The 16,368-nt window shown below is 59.2% G+C and carries 14 protein-coding genes; all 14 read right to left on the bottom strand.

Going from position 1 to position 16,368, the window contains the following annotated elements; translation table 11 throughout:
* Nucleotides 1-77: 77 nt before the first annotated feature.
* The 14 genes from TK42_RS04490 to TK42_RS04425 all read right to left on the bottom strand — a co-directional run bounded on the left by TK42_RS04490 (nucleotide 78) and on the right by TK42_RS04425 (nucleotide 16,022).
* On the bottom strand, nucleotides 78-1,550 hold the full coding sequence (locus tag TK42_RS04490) for a sigma-54 dependent transcriptional regulator (protein WP_032880059.1): 1,473 nt from the start codon (nucleotides 1,548-1,550) through the stop codon (nucleotides 78-80).
* 169 nt (nucleotides 1,551-1,719) lie between these two features.
* Nucleotides 1,720-2,016: a hypothetical protein gene (locus TK42_RS04485; protein ID WP_014719354.1), complete on the bottom strand. Its 297-nt coding sequence runs from the start codon at nucleotides 2,014-2,016 to the stop codon at nucleotides 1,720-1,722.
* 25 nt (nucleotides 2,017-2,041) lie between these two features.
* Nucleotides 2,042-2,431, bottom strand: coding sequence for a flagellar export chaperone FliS (gene fliS, locus TK42_RS04480; protein ID WP_005790090.1), 390 nt, complete (start codon nucleotides 2,429-2,431; stop codon nucleotides 2,042-2,044).
* Between the two features lie 128 nt (nucleotides 2,432-2,559).
* Nucleotides 2,560-3,927 carry a flagellar filament capping protein FliD gene (gene fliD / locus TK42_RS04475; RefSeq protein ID WP_005790092.1) on the bottom strand — a complete coding sequence of 456 codons (1,368 nt, stop codon included), beginning with the start codon at nucleotides 3,925-3,927 and terminating at the stop codon, nucleotides 2,560-2,562.
* Between the two features lie 83 nt (nucleotides 3,928-4,010).
* Complete coding sequence (locus TK42_RS04470) at nucleotides 4,011-4,358, bottom strand: flagellar protein FlaG (RefSeq protein WP_032880057.1); 348 nt, start codon at nucleotides 4,356-4,358, stop codon at nucleotides 4,011-4,013.
* A 76-nt stretch (nucleotides 4,359-4,434) separates the two neighbouring features.
* On the bottom strand, nucleotides 4,435-6,147 hold the full coding sequence (locus tag TK42_RS04465) for a flagellin (protein ID WP_103733682.1): 1,713 nt from the start codon (nucleotides 6,145-6,147) through the stop codon (nucleotides 4,435-4,437).
* A gap of 264 nt (nucleotides 6,148-6,411) precedes the next feature.
* Nucleotides 6,412-7,341: a ketoacyl-ACP synthase III gene (locus TK42_RS04460; RefSeq protein WP_005790096.1), complete on the bottom strand. Its 930-nt coding sequence runs from the start codon at nucleotides 7,339-7,341 to the stop codon at nucleotides 6,412-6,414.
* A 276-nt stretch (nucleotides 7,342-7,617) separates the two neighbouring features.
* Complete coding sequence (locus TK42_RS04455) at nucleotides 7,618-9,228, bottom strand: flagellar hook-associated protein 3 (protein ID WP_032880055.1); 1,611 nt, start codon at nucleotides 9,226-9,228, stop codon at nucleotides 7,618-7,620.
* A 14-nt stretch (nucleotides 9,229-9,242) separates the two neighbouring features.
* On the bottom strand, nucleotides 9,243-11,288 hold the full coding sequence (gene flgK, locus TK42_RS04450) for a flagellar hook-associated protein FlgK (protein WP_103733681.1): 2,046 nt from the start codon (nucleotides 11,286-11,288) through the stop codon (nucleotides 9,243-9,245).
* A gap of 10 nt (nucleotides 11,289-11,298) precedes the next feature.
* A complete protein-coding gene (gene flgJ / locus TK42_RS04445) occupies nucleotides 11,299-12,564 on the bottom strand; it encodes a flagellar assembly peptidoglycan hydrolase FlgJ (RefSeq protein WP_103733680.1) in 1,266 nt (421 codons plus the stop codon).
* 4 nt (nucleotides 12,565-12,568) lie between these two features.
* Nucleotides 12,569-13,678, bottom strand: a complete 1,110-nt coding sequence (locus TK42_RS04440) for a flagellar basal body P-ring protein FlgI (RefSeq protein ID WP_371920236.1) — start codon at nucleotides 13,676-13,678, stop codon at nucleotides 12,569-12,571.
* Between the two features lie 6 nt (nucleotides 13,679-13,684).
* A complete protein-coding gene (gene flgH, locus TK42_RS04435; protein WP_005790104.1) occupies nucleotides 13,685-14,380 on the bottom strand; it encodes a flagellar basal body L-ring protein FlgH in 696 nt (231 codons plus the stop codon).
* Between the two features lie 53 nt (nucleotides 14,381-14,433).
* Nucleotides 14,434-15,219 (bottom strand): flagellar basal-body rod protein FlgG, encoded by a 786-nt coding sequence (gene flgG, locus TK42_RS04430; RefSeq protein WP_005790105.1) that lies wholly within the window; start codon nucleotides 15,217-15,219, stop codon nucleotides 14,434-14,436.
* A 62-nt stretch (nucleotides 15,220-15,281) separates the two neighbouring features.
* Nucleotides 15,282-16,022: a flagellar basal body rod protein FlgF gene (locus TK42_RS04425; RefSeq protein WP_032880052.1), complete on the bottom strand. Its 741-nt coding sequence runs from the start codon at nucleotides 16,020-16,022 to the stop codon at nucleotides 15,282-15,284.
* Between the last annotated feature and the right edge of the window lie 346 nt (nucleotides 16,023-16,368).

The following is a 16,368-nucleotide window of genomic DNA, read 5'->3' as shown; positions in this document are numbered from 1 at the left end:
CGGAACGTTGCGAGGGCTGTAGCAATACCCGTGCCGAAAAAAATCTACCTATAAATCAGCTAGTTGAAAAACAGGCGTCAATCATCCGCCTGTTCATCACCTTCTTTGCGGCTCATACCGTACTTGCGCATCTTCTCCACCAGGGTGGTGCGGCGGATGCGCAGACGCTCGGCGGCGCGGGCAACGATGCCATGCGCATCGTCCAGGGCCTGCTGGATCAACCCTTGTTCCAGGTTGCCGAGGTAGTCCTTGAGGTCAAGACCTTCGGGCGGCAGCATGGCGGTGGCACCGAAGTCCGGGGTATGACCGTTGATGGCCACGCGCTCTTCCATGTCACTGCGCAGGCTGTCCATCTGCTCGTCTTCATCATCGACGTAGCGGAATTTCTTCGGCAACTCGACCACGCCGATCACCCCGTACGGATGCATGATCGCCATGCGCTCCACCAGGTTGGCCAGCTCACGCACGTTACCCGGCCAGCCGTGGCGGCACAGGGACATGATCGCAGCGGAGTTGAAACGAATGGAGCCGCGTTTTTCGTGCTCCATGCGCGAGATCAGCTCGTTCATCAGCAACGGGATGTCTTCCACGCGCTCGCGCAGCGGGGCCATCTCGATGGGGAATACGTTGAGGCGGTAGTACAGGTCTTCGCGGAAGCTGCCGACCTCGATCATGCTTTCGAGGTTCTTGTGGGTGGCGGCAATGATGCGCACGTCCACGCTCTGGGTCTTGTTGCTGCCCACGCGCTCAAAGGTGCGCTCCTGCAATACGCGCAGCAACTTGACCTGCATCGGCAACGGCATGTCGCCGATTTCATCAAGGAACAGCGTGCCGCCATTGGCCAGCTCGAAACGCCCGGCACGGCTGGTGATCGCCCCGGTAAAGGCGCCCTTCTCGTGGCCGAACAGCTCGCTTTCCAGCAGCTCTGCCGGGATCGCCCCGCAGTTGACCGGCACAAAAGGCCCGTCGCGACGCTTGGAGTGATAGTGCAGGTTGCGCGCGACCACTTCCTTGCCGGTGCCCGACTCGCCGAGGATCAGCACGCTGGCGTCGGTGTCGGCCACTTGCTGCATCATCTGGCGCACGTGCTGGATCGCCCGGCTGGTGCCGACGAGGCTGCGAAACAGGTTGGGTTCACGGTGACGGCCACGTTCGCGGGCCTGGTCGTACATCTCGCGATAGACCTGGGCGCGGTGCAGCGAATCGAGCAATTTGCTGTAGCTGGGCGGCATTTCCAGGGTGGAAAGCACGCGGCGGCGCTGGTCTTCCGGCAGGTCCACAGAAGAAATATCGCCCATCAGCAACACCGGAAGGAACTCATCCCAGGTTGACAGTGTCTTTAACAGGCCCAGAACTGCGCCAGGAGCGTTTACCGTCCCGATCAATACACAGATGACTTCACGGCTCGACGCCAACGAGCTGACCGCCTGCTGCCAATCGTGGCTGCCGCAGGGTAAATTTTCTTCACCAAGAAAATTTAAAATCACCGCTAAATCGCGGCGGCGGACGCTATCGTCATCGATCAGCAGAATTTTGGTTTCACGCCACATGCAATAGCAACTTCCCTAGTAAAACTTCCTGCCCCGGAATGAGGGCAATCAAGACGCCTGTAAGATTTGTTACCTACTAGACGTCTGAAATCTGAAAACAGCACTAGTTAAGTCAAAAATGCTGGCACAGTCAAATATATGACGCACCGTGCGGATTAACTGCGCCCGTTCAACCGAAGAGATGGTAAACCTTTGACGCATTTTTCGCTTGGTTGATCTGCGACATCTCTTCGAAAATCGCCTGGCGCTCGCCGGTCGTGACCTCCAGCAACTGCTGATACACCACCAACAGGCTTTCCAGTTTCTCGCGCAAGGCGCCCTCGTCCACCGGCGCTTCGCTGAGCACCTCATCAATCACCGCGCGGCAACCCAAGTCCAACTCGCCCACGGCTTCCCAATTGCGCTCAGCCAGCGCGCCGAGAAGGGCTTCGCGGGTTTCGTCGATGCGTTGCAGTGCATGGCTCATGATGTGTCCCTCAAGGCGATCGGCCTTATTGTGGAGCGATGGCATCCCAGCCGGTCTTGACGGTGATCAGCAGGCGGGCAACTTCGTCGATTATCTCGGCGTCATTCACCTGGTTGGCCTCGACCAAACGATTGCTCATATAGCCATACAAGGCGTCCAACTGGTGCACTGCCGCCGGATCTTCGGCCTTTTCTGGCTCCAGGCCATCACGCAGGCCAGAGATAATTTCAATCGCCTTGCCCAGCATCAGCCCTTTCTGGGCAATATCCCCACGGTTCAATGCGCCCTTGGCCTGCGCCATGCGATCAAGGCCTCCTTCCATCAGCATCTGCACCAGGCGGTGCGGGCTGGCTTCGGAGACCTGGGCATGGGAACTGACCTTCTGGTATTGGCGAAGGGCTCTCATCGGGTTCATGTTGCTACCTCGTTACTGGCGACAATCGAATAGGTTTGCTTAACCAGTTTTTCGACCGTGGCGACGAAAACTTTAATTCCCAACCATACGCCAAGGCCCTGAATCAGGGCCTGAAAGCGCGCCGCCCATCAGTTCGATTTCGGATTGTTCAGCGAGTTGAGGGTGGTCAGGATGCTGGAGCTGCTGGCGTTGATCTGCGCGATCATGGTGTCCATGGCCGTGTACTTGGCGGTCAGGGATTTTTGCAAGGCGTCCATACGTCGTGTCAGGTCGGCCGTCTCTTTGGTCAAGTCGGTCAACTTGTTGTTGAGATCCGTCGCCCGGGTTGCCAGGGTGCCGGTGGTGCCCACGTAGCTCTTCGTCGCCTTGTTCATGCGCGTGATCAAACCAGTGTCGCCGGTGAACAGCTTGGCAATATCGCCAGCGCCTTTGACTACCGCCTTGTCCCACGTCTTGTCATCCAGGCTCAGCAGGCCGGTTTTCTGATCGGTGGTGATACCCATCTGGGCCAGGCTGGTCATGGTGCCCGCGCCGGAGCCGCTGACCAGTTCGGAGCGCAGGCTGTTCACCAATTGACGCATTGATGCATCGCCGGTCAACGCACCGGCAGTGGTAGTCGACGCGTCACCGGTTGCAGTAACTTTGGTCTGGGTATTGATGGCGGTCATCAGCGTGTTGTACGCACTGACGAAGGACTGTACCGAGGTTTTCAACGTGTCAGTGTTACTGGCCACGGTAATGGTCGTCGGTTTTTTCACATCAATGGTGTCCAACAGCTCCAACGTGACGCCACTGATCGCCGACGTGATTTTGTTGCTGCTGGATGACATTGCAATGCCGTCGATGGAGTACTTGGCGTTGGTCGGCGGCGTGCCTTTGTCATACCCGCTGGCCAGTTGCGAATCACCGCTGAGGGTGATGTCGGTGCCTTCGCCCATATTGGTCGAGGTCAGTACCAGTCGCGCACCATTGGAGTCGCTCAATACGTTGGCACTGATACCCTGCGACGAGAGCTGGGTATTGATTGACTCTCGCACCTGTTGCAGGGTCGCGCCACCTGGAATCACCACATCGAAGCTTTTACCCGACTGGTTGATGGTCAGCGTCTGGTCTTCGTCTGTAGTGTTGGCCTTGCCCGAGGCACCCTCAGCATTCACCGCAGTGGTAACTTTTGAAGCGGTTGCCAGGTTATCGACTTGCAACACGTACTTGCCACTGGATGCTCCGTCACCCAACGTCACCTTGGCGTTTTTCTCTTCCGAAGAACTTGCCGCCAGCCCATTGAACGCGGAGGGGTTATTCAACTTGGTGATCGCCGCCTGATAGGCCTCCAACGCCGTCTTGATCGAACCAACTGCCGACAACTGGACGGTGGCAGTTTTCTGCTCGTTGGTGATCTGCTGTTGTTTAGGCGCCTGTTCAGCCCCCACCAACGCCTTGACGATAGCTTGCGTGTCGTAGCCCGAACCAGGGCCGGAAATCGTTGAACTAGCCATTTTTCATTCTCCTTGTCCTGCGGCGGCCGTTTTTTTGGCGCTTAAACGCCTAGACCGCAATCAGAAACATGTTTCGTGCCAACTCAAGCCTTGCTATCAAACAACAGGCTGCCGGCATCGCTCAGGTTCTGCGCCAGTTTCAGCGCGGTCTCCGATGGAATCTGTCGAATCACTTCACCACTGTCGGTGGCGATCACCTTGACCACTACCTTGCCGGTAGAGTCATCGATGGAAAAATCCAGGTTGCGCTGTGAAGCCTGCACAAACTCACGCATATCGGTAACAGCCTTCTCCAGCGCCACGCGCTGAGGCTCTTCACTCTTGATCGGCTCATTGCTGGCCACAGGCTTGGCCTGGGTCACCACTGCGCCAAGGTTGGCCGGGGCCGTGCCTGCGGGGTAAGACGAGGTCAGCTTGATGCTCATGTCCATGTCACCACCTCCAAACTGAAAAAACGGAAGGGCACGTCGTCAAACGCACCCTCCCGTTATTTAACCGCTAGCGCTATTACTGAAGCAGCTTCAGTACAGCGGATGGCAGTTGGTTGGCCTGGGACAGGATCGCAGTGGAAGCCTGTTGCAGGGTTTGTTGCTTGGTCAGCTCAGCGGCTTCAGAAGCGAAGTCAGCGTCTTCTACGCGGCCTTTGGCAGCGGAGGAGTTCTGCGAAATGCTCTGCAGGTTGGCCACGGTGCTGGTGAAGCGGTTTTGTACGGCACCCAGCTGCGAACGCTGGCTGTCGATCTGCTGCATGGCATCGTCCAGAGCCTGGGTAGCTTGTTGCGAAGCAGCGGCAGTCAGGATGTTCAGGTCAGAAACGCTGGTTTCCATGGTGACGGCGGTTTTGGTGCCGGCCGCTGCAACAGCGGTCAGACCCAGTGCAGCCAGGCCAGTACCGGCGCTACCATCCTTGATGGTGATGTCTTTGTCAGCGAACAGGTTCAGGGTGCCGTCAGCGTTTTTGCTGGCTTGAACACCGGTGCTGGCGCTGTTGATCGAAGAAACGATCGCGTCAGCGGTGTCACCTTTCTTGAACTTGACTTCAACGCCGTTCACATCGATGGAGGTGTCAGCGGTCAACTTGGCTTGAGTAGTACCAGCCGACAGACCCAACTGCGTCAGAGAACCACTGGAGGTGTTGGACAGTTTAATGTCTGCGCCATTACCCGAAGTCAGCTTGACACGGCCGTCAGTAAAAGTGGCCGAAGCACCAGCAGCTGCGCCGCCTGCCGCGTTTTCTAGCTTGGTCAGCACAGCTGCCATGGTGTCGTTAGCAGCCCAAGTCACGGCAGTGCCATTAACCGAGACAGCACCGGCAGACTTGAGGTTGTTGTTCGAAGGAACGGTGCCCGCTGCACCCAGATTGAGCTTGGCCAGGCCGTCTGTTGCACCACCGGTTGCCGAGGCACCCAGAACGATGGCATTTTTCGAGGTCAGGCTTACGACGCCCGCAGCATCGGCAGTAGCAGTAACGCCAGTGGTTGCGGTTTGAGCGTTGATGGCGTTCAGTGCAGCGGTAGCTGCTGGAACACCGGCAGCGGCAACACCGAGGGCAATTTCAGTGCCGTTGATGGTGAATGCGTCGGTAGCAACAGTCGCCCCTGCAGCGGCTGTACCAGTTCTTTGGGCGCTATTGCCCAATACGGAACCGGTAGCAGTAGCAGCCAGGCCAGTCATCGCAGCACCGTCGACAGCAGCTTCTTTGTAGTTACCCTTCAGCGCAGTCGAGCTGATGTCGGTCATACCGAACGAGATAGTCTCGTTGGCGTTGGCGCCGATCTGGAAGGCTACGTTGCTGAACGAGCCGTCGAGCAGGTTACGACCACCGAAGGTGGTGGTGCTGGCGATACGGTTCAGCTCGCCCACTTTAGCGGTGAATTCTTGCTGCAGGGAAACACGGTCAGCGTCGCTTTTGTCACCGTTGGACGCTTGCAGGGCGAGTTCACGCAGACGCTGCAGGGTGTTGGTGGATTCTTGCATCGCGCCTTCAGCGGTCTGGGCAATCGACACGCCGTTGTTGGCGTTGGCGATGGCAACGTTCAGGCCTTTGACCTGGTTGTTCAGACGGTTGGCGATCTGCATGCCGGCAGCGTCGTCTTTGGCGCTGTTGATTTTCAGGCCGGAGGACAGACGGTTCATCGACTGGCTCAGGGCGTCGGAAGCTTTGTTCAGGTTCTTCTGGACACCCAGGGAGGTGATGTTGGTGTTTACTGATAATGCCATGACGAAATCCTCGTGGTTTGGATACTGCGGCTTCCGGCCCTGGCGACCGCCGGGTGTGGCCTAGAGAACCTACGTAATAGTTATCGTCGTGGTAGCCGGTTGCTTGAGGATTTTTTTGATTTTTTTTAGTAGCCCTGTGCCAGCCCTTGCATTTCAAAGGCTTACACCGGCACAAAACCCCGGTTTCATTGGCTTTTCTGGCGCCAATAAAAAAACGCCGATGATCGAAGGATCATCGGCGTTTTTTATGCAGCGGCTAAAACATCACGGGCGATAGAGAATCGCCGAGCCCCACGACAGGCCCACACCAAACCCGCTGATTGCCACGCGCTTCCAGGTAGCGTCCATCACGTGCTTTTCCAGCAGCAACGGGATGCTCGACGACACGGTGTTGCCGGTCTCGACCATGTCCTTGATGAACTTGTCCACCGGCGCCTCTTCAAAGCGACGCGCCACGGCATCGACGATGGCCGCACTGCCCTGGTGGATGCAGAACGCATCGATGTCATCGGCCTTGAGGTCCGACTCTGCGAGCAACTCGTGCAAGTGCGCCGGCACTTTCAGCAGCGCGAAGTTGAACACCTGGCGGCCGTTCATGAAGAACACGCCGTCGCTGACTTTGAGGTGCGGCGCGCCGGAACCGTCGGTGCCGAACTTGGATTTGCCCAGCAACCACGGCGCATCTTCGCCCATCCAGGTGGCGGTGGCGGCATCGCCGAACAGCATGGTGGTGTTGCGGTCTTCCGGGTCGACGATCTTCGAATACGGGTCTGCAGTGATCAGCAGGCCGTTTTTCAGGCCGGCGGCTTCCATGAAGCCCTTCATCGCGTAGATGCCGTAGACGTAGCCGGAGCAGCCCAGGGAAATATCGAAGGCGGCAACGTGGGTAGGCAGGCCCAGTTTGTCCTGAACGATGGCGGCGGTATGAGGCAGGCCCTCTTCATCGCCGTTCTGGGTGACGACGATCAGCGCGTCGATGGACTCACGCTTCAATTCGGGGTTGTTGGCAAACAAGGCGTTGACTGCTTCGACGCACAGATCGGAAGTCTCCTGTGCAGCTTCCTTGCGCGGCAGGAACGCCGAGCCGATCTTGCCAATGATGAATTCTTCATCCTTGGCGAACTTGGCACCCTGGGCGTAGTTATCGATCCCGTCCGCCGGCACGTAACTGGCGATGCTTTTTATGCCAATCATTGTGGCTTCCCAATACTAAATAGCTGGAGAACACCCCTCGGGCTATGCCGGAAGTGCTGACAATAAAGGGGATAACCCCATAAAAATCCCGGTGAAAGCCGCCCGATGAAGGCCCTGTGACGACTTATCCTTTTCACACGATACAGTGAAGATGCGCTTTATGACTCACAGGTCACTCAATTTTGCGTGGTTTATGCAAAACGTTTCAACAATTGCGCCACGGAAACGACGACGGCCCAGCCTGTTTCCAGGCTGGGCCGTCGTGCACAGCGCCGATCACATCTTGTTGAACAGGCTCAACTGCGAGATTTTCACAAAGGCCAACTGCGAAGCCTGCAACATGGTCTGCTGCAAGCTCAGGTTGATGGCGGCCTCGGCGAAGTCGACATTGCCCAGGGCATTCATGGTGGTGGTATTGGCCAGGTCCAGGCTGACGTTTTCCTTGGACTGAATATCCAGGCCATTGAGGCGCGCACCCAGGGAACCGCGCGCCTGGTCGATCTGACTGTAGGCATTGGTCAGGTTGCCAATGGACTTGGCCACCACATCCTTGAGCTCCTTCTGCGCCGCCGGGTTGCCGTCTGACGGCGTTTCCAGGATTTTGCGCAAATGGCTCAAGGTGTCGAGGACATTCTCGTTCTTGTTGCTGGTGGCACTGATCGAAAACTGGTCGCCGGCTGCCGGCGCCGGTGCGGTGGTGACATCGAAGGTCACGCCCGCCGCCGTGATTGACGTTGCACCAGCTGCCAGGGTGCCACTGGCAATGGATTTACTGTCTGCGGTATACGGCTGCGCATACAGATCATAGGCACCGGCCGCGCCAAACTTGACGACGACACCCGAGTTGGGAAAGGTGCTGGCGTATGCCGCCGGATCGCTCACCGTGCCGCCGCTCAGTTGCGCAGTGGACGGATTGCTCGGGGTGCGTGAAACACTGAAGGTGTCCGGCTTGACCGACAAGCTGAACTCGCGATCCTTGACGATGGCGTCCGATGGCGCGCCGGGCAGTATGTCTTTGCCCAGTGCGTCCTTGCCCAGGTTCAAGCCGATGTCAAACTTGACCCCGCGCAGATTGATACTCGAACCGCCTTCCTTGGTGGCATCGAAAGTGCCGTTGCCCGGAATCTCCGAGGTGATGTCCTTGCCGGCATTGTCCGTTACGACATATTGGGTGCTGCTGGTGAAGGTCAGCTTGTACGGCTGGCCGTCGGAAAAACTGCTGTTATAGCTGGTGTTGGCCGCGATCAGCCCGGCAGACACGGTGACCTTGCCATCATCGACCGCTGGCGGCACGAGGATCGGTGCTGTTTGCGTACGGCCCGTATTCGCCGAGCTTTCCAGCATGCTCTTGGCGGTATTGCCCATGGCGACCGACAGGTTCTCCGCCACCTTCAGGCTCAGCGGCGTGTCATCGCCCTGGTAGCTGTAGGTGCCGTCATTGTTGCGGGTGTAGGGAGGCGTGTCGGTCTTGCTCCCGGAGAACAGGTAATTACCGCTGGCGTCCTTGGTATTGAGCAGGCCCAGCACCTGATCTTCAATGGCGCCGATCTCGGCGGCAGTCGATTTGCGGTCAGCGTCGCTGATACCAACGTTACCCGCCTTCAACGCCAGCTCACTGGCCCGCTGAATCGCGATATTGATGTTTTCCAGCACGCCGTCCTGGGTGGTCAGCGAGTTCTTCAACGTGTCGATATTGCCGTTGAATTGCGCCAGCATATCTTTCTGCTGTTGCAGCATCAGCAACCGCGCCGCCGCTACCGGATCATCCGCGGCGGTTTGCACACGGACACCGGTGCTGGCCTGGTCCTGGGCCTTGACCACGCTGGAATAGTTGCTCTGGTACTTGGCAGAGCTGGTCTCGAAATACTGCTGTGTAGAAATACGCATCGTCCCAGCCTCCCTTAAAGAGCATTCATCAGTGTGGTGAAGGTTTCCTGCGCAGCCTTGATGATCTGCGACGACGCGGTGTAGTACTGCTGGAACTTGATCATGTCGCCGGCTTCGTCATCCAGGTTGACCCCGGACACCGAGTTGCGCGCATCTTTATTGGCGCTCAGCAACGCACCGGTGGCGGCGCTGTCGACCCCGGCCTGGCTGGCCTTGGCGCCGACAGTGGAGACCAGCTTGCTATTGGCCCCCACCAGGCTGGTGCCCCCGTTGCCCTCGCCCATGCCAACGGTGGCCTTGGTTTGCAGGTTCAGCAGTTCCTGGGCGTTTCGGCCATCGGATTTGCCGCCGCTGTTGAAGGCGAAGGTAGTGCTGTCGCCGTCTGCCGGGGAGCCATTGACGGTGGTGTCGAACTTGAAGCTCTTGCCGGGGATGGCTGCACCGCTGGCGTCGCGCATCGGTACGTCGACGGTGATCTTGTTGCCCTGCCCCGGGATGATTGAGCCAGTGCCAATCGGGTTTCCCTTGGAATCGCTGATCGTATACGACTGCGTGCCGTCAGCGGCGGGCTTGCCAAACACCATCTTCACCGGCATCGAGTTTTCAATACCGGCGCGCAACTGTGCGGTGTCGGTGCCGCCATGGATGTCCACCGGCACCGTCAACGACGGCTGGGTAAATGTGCCTGTGCCGCTGTTGGTCTTGCTGCTGGTACCCGCCAGCGGGCCGGCAAACGCCAGCTTGTTGGCATCGGTGAGCGCTACACCCATACCGCTTGCGCCGGTGGCGGTCGGGCTGACTTTGAAGCTGTCGCCAAACGCCATGGCGCCCTTGCCGTCCAGCGCCAGGGTAAAGCCATCCATGGTCGGCGGCGGTGTGGAGCCCATGTCAAAGGTGCCCATTGCCTTGCCGTCCGAACGCAGTACCGTGACCTTGTTGGGGTCGGTCTTGTCGCTGAAGGTCACGGTGTAGTCAAACGTGGACAACTTACTGCTGTCCTTGATCGTCACATTCAGGTTGCCGGCCCCAGCACTGTTGCCCGAGGCGCCCTGGCTGCGCGAAGCAATGGCGGCGGCACTGTTGATGTCTTTGAACAGCGAAACGCCAAAGTCACCATTGAGGTCCAGGCCTTGGCCCAGTTGGTTATTGATGGTGTCTGCGGTTGCGATGGCGATACGGCCCAGGTCGTTGATAGCCGGCATCAAGGCATCACTGCGATAACGCAACAGGCCGCCGATGCTGCCGCCACTGATGACGCCGCCCAGGTCCATGGTGGTGCCGTTCATGTCCAACTGAATGGTGTACTGGCTGTTATCGGTTTTGCTCGGCACTGCGGAAATCGTATTGGAGATCCCGCCCTCCACCAGGGACTGGCCGCTGCCGGTGGTCACGCTGAACTGGCCGTTCTTCTCGGTGGCCGTTACGCCGATCAGCTCATTGAGCGAGCGTACCGCCTCGTTACGCGAGTCCAGCAGGTTGGCCGGTGCATTGCCCGACGCGCCTTGCACTTGGGAGATCTGCTTGTTGAGCGAGGCAATCGAGGCGGTCAATTGATTGACCTGCTCACTCATGCTGCTCAGTTGGTTGTTGATAGTCTCTTTCTGCTGGGTCAACTGCGTCGAGATCGCGTTGAAACGGCTGCTCAGGGTCTGGGCGTTGGTCACCAGCAGTTGGCGAGCCGACAGGTCGCTGGGGTTGGACGCTGCAGTTTGCAGGGTAGCGAAGAACGAGCTGAGCACCGATGACAGACCGGTGGTCTTGTCCGACAGCACTTTGTCGACGGCGCCGACCTGATCCAGATACGCCTTGGCATCGTTGTTCAGGGCCGTGCTGTTCTGGTAGGCAGTGTCCAGGTATTCGTTGTACACCCGGCGCACGTCGGCCAGGGTGGTACCAGTGCCGATGAACACACCGCCGAACGGGTTCGACGCGTTGGTATTCTGCGTGGTCTGCTGACGCGAATACCCCGGGGTGTTCACGTTGGCGATGTTGTTACTCAAGACCGACAACGATCCTTGAGCGGCGTTGAGCCCTGACATCCCGATACTGAGCAAACTCATGGTTCAGACCTTATAAATGTGTGGTTGCGCCAGCGGCAGCGTAGTTCTGGTAACTGTTCATGGTTTTTGCGATCTGCGAAATCTTGCTGGCGTAATCCGGGTCGGTTGCATAACCGGCTTTTTGCAACTCGCGTACAAACTGTTCCGGGTTGTCGGCTGATTTCACAACTTCTTTATAGCGATCATGGCTTTGCAGCAGGGTCACGAGGTCGTGGAAGCTGTCCTGGTAGGAGCTGTAGGAACGGAACTGCGCCGTTTCCTTGACCATCGCCCCATCGCGAAACTCGCTGGTGATCGCACGGGCCTGGCCGCCCTGCCAACTCTGGCCGGCCTTGATGCCGAACAGGTTGTGGCTGCTGCTGCCGTCTTCGGCACGCATGACCGATTTGCCCCAACCGGTTTCCAGCGCTGCCTGGGCCACTAGGTACTTGGGATCGATGCCAATCCGTGCGGCGGCGGCCTTGGCCATCGGCAGCATGGTGGCAACGAATTCGTCCTGGGAGCTGAAGGCTTTCTTCGCCGGTGCCAGCGGTGGCTGGGCAATGGCGCGGCCATACACCTGCATGCGCCCGCTCGGTATGGCAAAGGTGCGCGCACTGCTGTTGATGACGTTGTCATCGGCGGCACTGTTGCGCAGCGGCGCGGCCTTGGCCTCGACCTGGGTACTGGGCACGATGCCGGCAAGCAAACGGTCAGTCAGCTTGCTGGGCAAGGCGATACGGCGCTGGTTCATCAGCTCCATGTCGTTGCTGTGAGACGCAACGGCCCCGGCCTGCGGCTCGGCCACGCGATAGGCCCACAATGGACGCTGCCCATTGGAGCGCCCCAACGGGCCCTCAGCCTGGGTACCGGCAGCAATCTCGGTCGGCACATCGACTTTCCTCACCGGCCCATCCGCTGCCGGGCCTTGCAAGGTGGCGGCCTGGGCCTCCACCGGTTTGTTCTTTTGCATCTGGCGCATCAGCACGTCGGCCAGGCCGATACCACCGCCCTCGCGGGACATCGACACCGCCAGTTGCTGGTCGTACATTTCCTGGTACTGCTTGGCCGCCGGCGTGTTCAACGGGTTGTCCTTGCCCAGGGCATCGGTGGCCGAGCGCATGGACTTGAGCATCTCGTTCAAGAACAGCGATTCGAATTCCTGCGCCACCTTGCGCATGTTGCCTTCGCTGTTCTTGTCATCACCGACCTTCAGCTGGTTAAGCCGATTCAGGTCGGAGTAAGACCCCGAGTCCGCCGTGCTGCTGATGCCGCTCTTGCGCATATCCATGGCCATGGCCTCAGATCACGATCAGGTCGGCTTGCAAGGCGCCGGCCTGTTTCAAAGCTTCGAGGATGGCCATCAAGTCGCCGGGCGCTGCGCCCACCTGGTTCACCGCACGGACAATCTCGTCCAGGGTGGTGCCGGGGCCGAACTTGAACATCGGCTTGGCTTCTTGCTGGGCATTGACCCGCGAGCGCGGGACCACGGCGGTCTGGCCGTTGGACAGCGGGCCCGGCTGGCTGACGATCGGGTCTTCGGTGATGGTCACCGTCAGGCTGCCGTGGGTCACCGCTGCCGGCGAGACCTTGACGTTCTGACCGATCACGATAGTGCCGGTACGCGAGTTGATGATGACTTTTGCCACCGCCTGGCCAGGGTCGACCTCCAGGTTTTCCAGGATCGACAGGTAGTCCACACGCTGGCTGGGGTCCAGTGGTGCGGTGACGCGAATCGAACCGCCGTCGATGGCCTGGGCCACACCTGGGCCGAGCATGTCGTTGATCTTGTCGACCACGCGCTTGGCAGTGGTGAAGTCGGAGCGATTGAGGTTCAGGGTCAGGCTGTTGCCCTGGTTGAAACCGCTCGGCACGGTGCGTTCAACCGTCGCGCCACCGGGAATGCGCCCGGCCGACGGTACGTTGACAGTGATCTTCGAACCATCGCGGCCTTCAGCATCAAACCCGCCGACCACCAGGTTGCCCTGAGCAATGGCGTAGACGTTGCCGTCGATACCTTTGAGCGGCGTCATCAGCAAGGTGCCGCCACGCAGGCTTTTGGAGTTGCCCATGGACGAAACGGTAATGTCCACCACCTGGCCCGGCTTGGCGAATGGCGGCAAATCGGCACTGATCGACACCGCGGCAACGTTCTTCAATTGCACGTTGCCCGAGCCTGGCGGCACCTTGATACCGAACTGGGACAGCATGTTGTTGAAGGTCTGCAGGGTGAACGGCGTCTGGGTGGTCTGGTCACCCGTGCCATTGAGCCCCACCACCAGGCCATAGCCGATCAACTGGTTGGAGCGCACGCCGGAAATACTGGCGATATCTTTGAGCCGCTCGGCCTGGGCCACAGTGCTCAAGGCCAGCAAGAGCGCCGTCGCCATCAGCTGTTTGAAATTCAAAATGGCCACCTAGAAAGGGAACAGCGGGCTAAGGAAGAAACGATCGAACCAGCCCGGCTGGCTTGCATCAGCAAACGAACCCGTCCCCGAGTAGGTGATGCGCGCATCGGCAATGCGCGTCGACGGCACGGTATTGTCGGTGGAAATATCATCGGCACGGACCATCCCGGCAATGCGCACCAGCTCGTCGCCGGTGTTGAGGGTCATCCACTTTTCACCGCGTATGGCGATGATGCCGTTGGGCAATACGTCGGCCACGGTCACGGTGATCGAACCGGTCAGGCTGTTGCCCTGCCCCGCCGCACTCTTGCCGTTGGTGGCACGGTCGCCGCTGTAGCCGGCGTCCAGGCTCAGGTCACCACCGCCCAGCGGGTTGTTGGTGTTCAGGCCACCGCCGAACAGCGACGTCAGGCCGATGCTGGTCTTGCTGTTCTTGCCGATCTGCGAGTTGGCGTTCTTGCTGGCCTGGGTCTTCTCGTTGAGGGTGATGGTGATGATGTCACCGACCCGGAAGGCCTTGCGGTCGCTGTACAGGTTCTGTTCGAAACCAGCCTGGTAGATCGAGCCGTTATTGGCCGCCGCCGGCAGCGGTGTGCGTGGCAACACCGGCGCGTAGTACGGGTCATTGGGCTTTGGCGTTGGGGCAACACAGCCCGCGAGCACGGCGATCCCACTCAATGCCAAAACGGAAACATAGCGATTCATGACCCTTACCTCATGGTGTTGCAGGCGCCGTCAAGAGCGCCCCATAGACGTGATTACAGATTTTGCGTGACGAACGAGAGCATCTGGTCGGCGGTGGAAATCACCTTGGAGTTCATCTCGTAGGCGCGCTGGGTGGTGATCATGTTGACCATCTCCTCAACGGTGCTGACGTTGGAGGTTTCCAGGGTGCTTTGCAGCGTGGTGCCAAACCCGTTCAGGCCCGGGGTGCCGATTTGCGGCGCGCCGCTGGAGGCAGTTTCCAGGAACAGGTTATTGCCCATCGCTTGCAAGCCGGCCGGGTTGATGAAGTCGGCGGTTTGCAGGTTGCCGATCACTTGCGACGCCGGGTTGCCGGCCACAGTGATAGACACGGTGCCGTCGTTGCCCACGGTAAAGGTCTTGGCATCCGCCGGAACCACCACGGCCGGTTCCAGGGCGAAACCGTTGGCGGTGACGATCTGGCCGTTGGAGTCCAGGTGGAAAGTACCGTCGCGGGTGTAGGAGGTAGTCCCATCCGGTTGCAGGATCTGGAAGAAGCCACGGCCATTGATGGCCATGTCCAGCGGCTGGCCGGTTTGCTGCAGGTTACCGGCGCTGAAGTTTTTCTGGGTGCCGACGATCTGCACACCAGTACCCAATTGCAGGCCCGACGGCAATTCGCTGTCCTGGGTCGATTGGGCACCTGGCTGCTTCTTGATCTGATAGAGCAGGTCCTGGAACTCGGCGCGATCACGTTTGAAGCCCGTGGTCGACACGTTCGCCAGGTTGTTGGAAATGGTCGTCAGGTTGGTGTCCTGGGCGGACAGGCCTGTCTTGGCAACCCATAGAGCCGGAAGCATGCTGTTCTCCTTCGTGCGCCGGGTGGTGGGCGCTACGTTGCAAATTAGTTAATGGGCTTGAATCAGCTCATCTGCATGACGCGCGTCATGGCCTGGTCGTCTTCTTTAGCGCTGTTCATCATCTTGATGTGCAGCTCGAACTGCTTGGAAAGCGCCAGCACCGCGGTCATTTCTTCCACGGCATTGACGTTGCTCGCCTGCAGGAAGCCCGAAGTCAGCTTGACGTTCGCATCGGCCTGGGCTGGCTGGCCATCCTTGGTGTGGATGGTGCCGTCCAGGCCCTTGGTCATGTTCTTGAGGTCGGGCTGGACCATCTTGATCCGGTCCACTTCCGCCATCACCCGCGGGCCTTCGCCCATGGCGCGGATGCTGATGGTGCCGTCGGCACCGACTTCGATTTTCTGCTGGGGCGGCACGGCAATCGGGCCACCGTTACCCATGATCGGCATACCATTGCCGGCACGCAGCACCCCCAGCGCATCCACGTTCATGCTCGCGCTGCGTACGTAGGCTTCGCCGCCATCGGGGGTTTGCACGGCCATCCAGCCGTCGCCGCTGACGGCCACATCCAGGTCGCGACCGGTTTCGATCATCGCGCCCGGGGAGAAGTCAGTGGCCGGCCGCTCGGTCATGGCAAATGCCCGCGCCGGAAAGCTGTCACCGAACACCGGCATCGAACGCGCCTGCTCCAGGTCGCGCTGGAAACCGTTGGTGGAAATGTTCGCCAGGTTGTTGGCATGGGCCTTCTGCGCCAGTGCATTCTGGCTGGCGCCGGTCATTGCCACATAAAGGTACTTGTCCACGCTCTTTCCTCTTTCTGACGGACGCTTGCCGCCCACCGCTGTACTGAGGAGGCTTAAGCAATTTGCGAACCAACTTTAAAAAAAACGAAGGAGCCCCCTGAATACGGGGGGGTTGAGGGCTGGAGCGTCGAGCAGACCCACTCTCAAGAGTCGAAAAAACGGCGGACTTATGCCGCTTGCGGCAAGACCTGACGCCCGAAGCCCTCCCCATGCCTGAATTACGCCGGTGCGTCGCCATTTCAGCTTCCTGGGCCGCTCTTATCGAGGGAAATGTTGCGATGGGTTATTAATACACACGCGGTGACTACCAGACTTATTATTTCAAATTCACGTACAGCGAGTGAAA

This window comes from Pseudomonas sp. GZJR-8, assembly GCF_002916705.1.
Taxonomy (GTDB): Bacteria; Pseudomonadota; Gammaproteobacteria; order Pseudomonadales; family Pseudomonadaceae; genus Aquipseudomonas; species Aquipseudomonas synxantha_A.
This window is presented reverse-complemented; position numbering and strand designations above follow the sequence as displayed.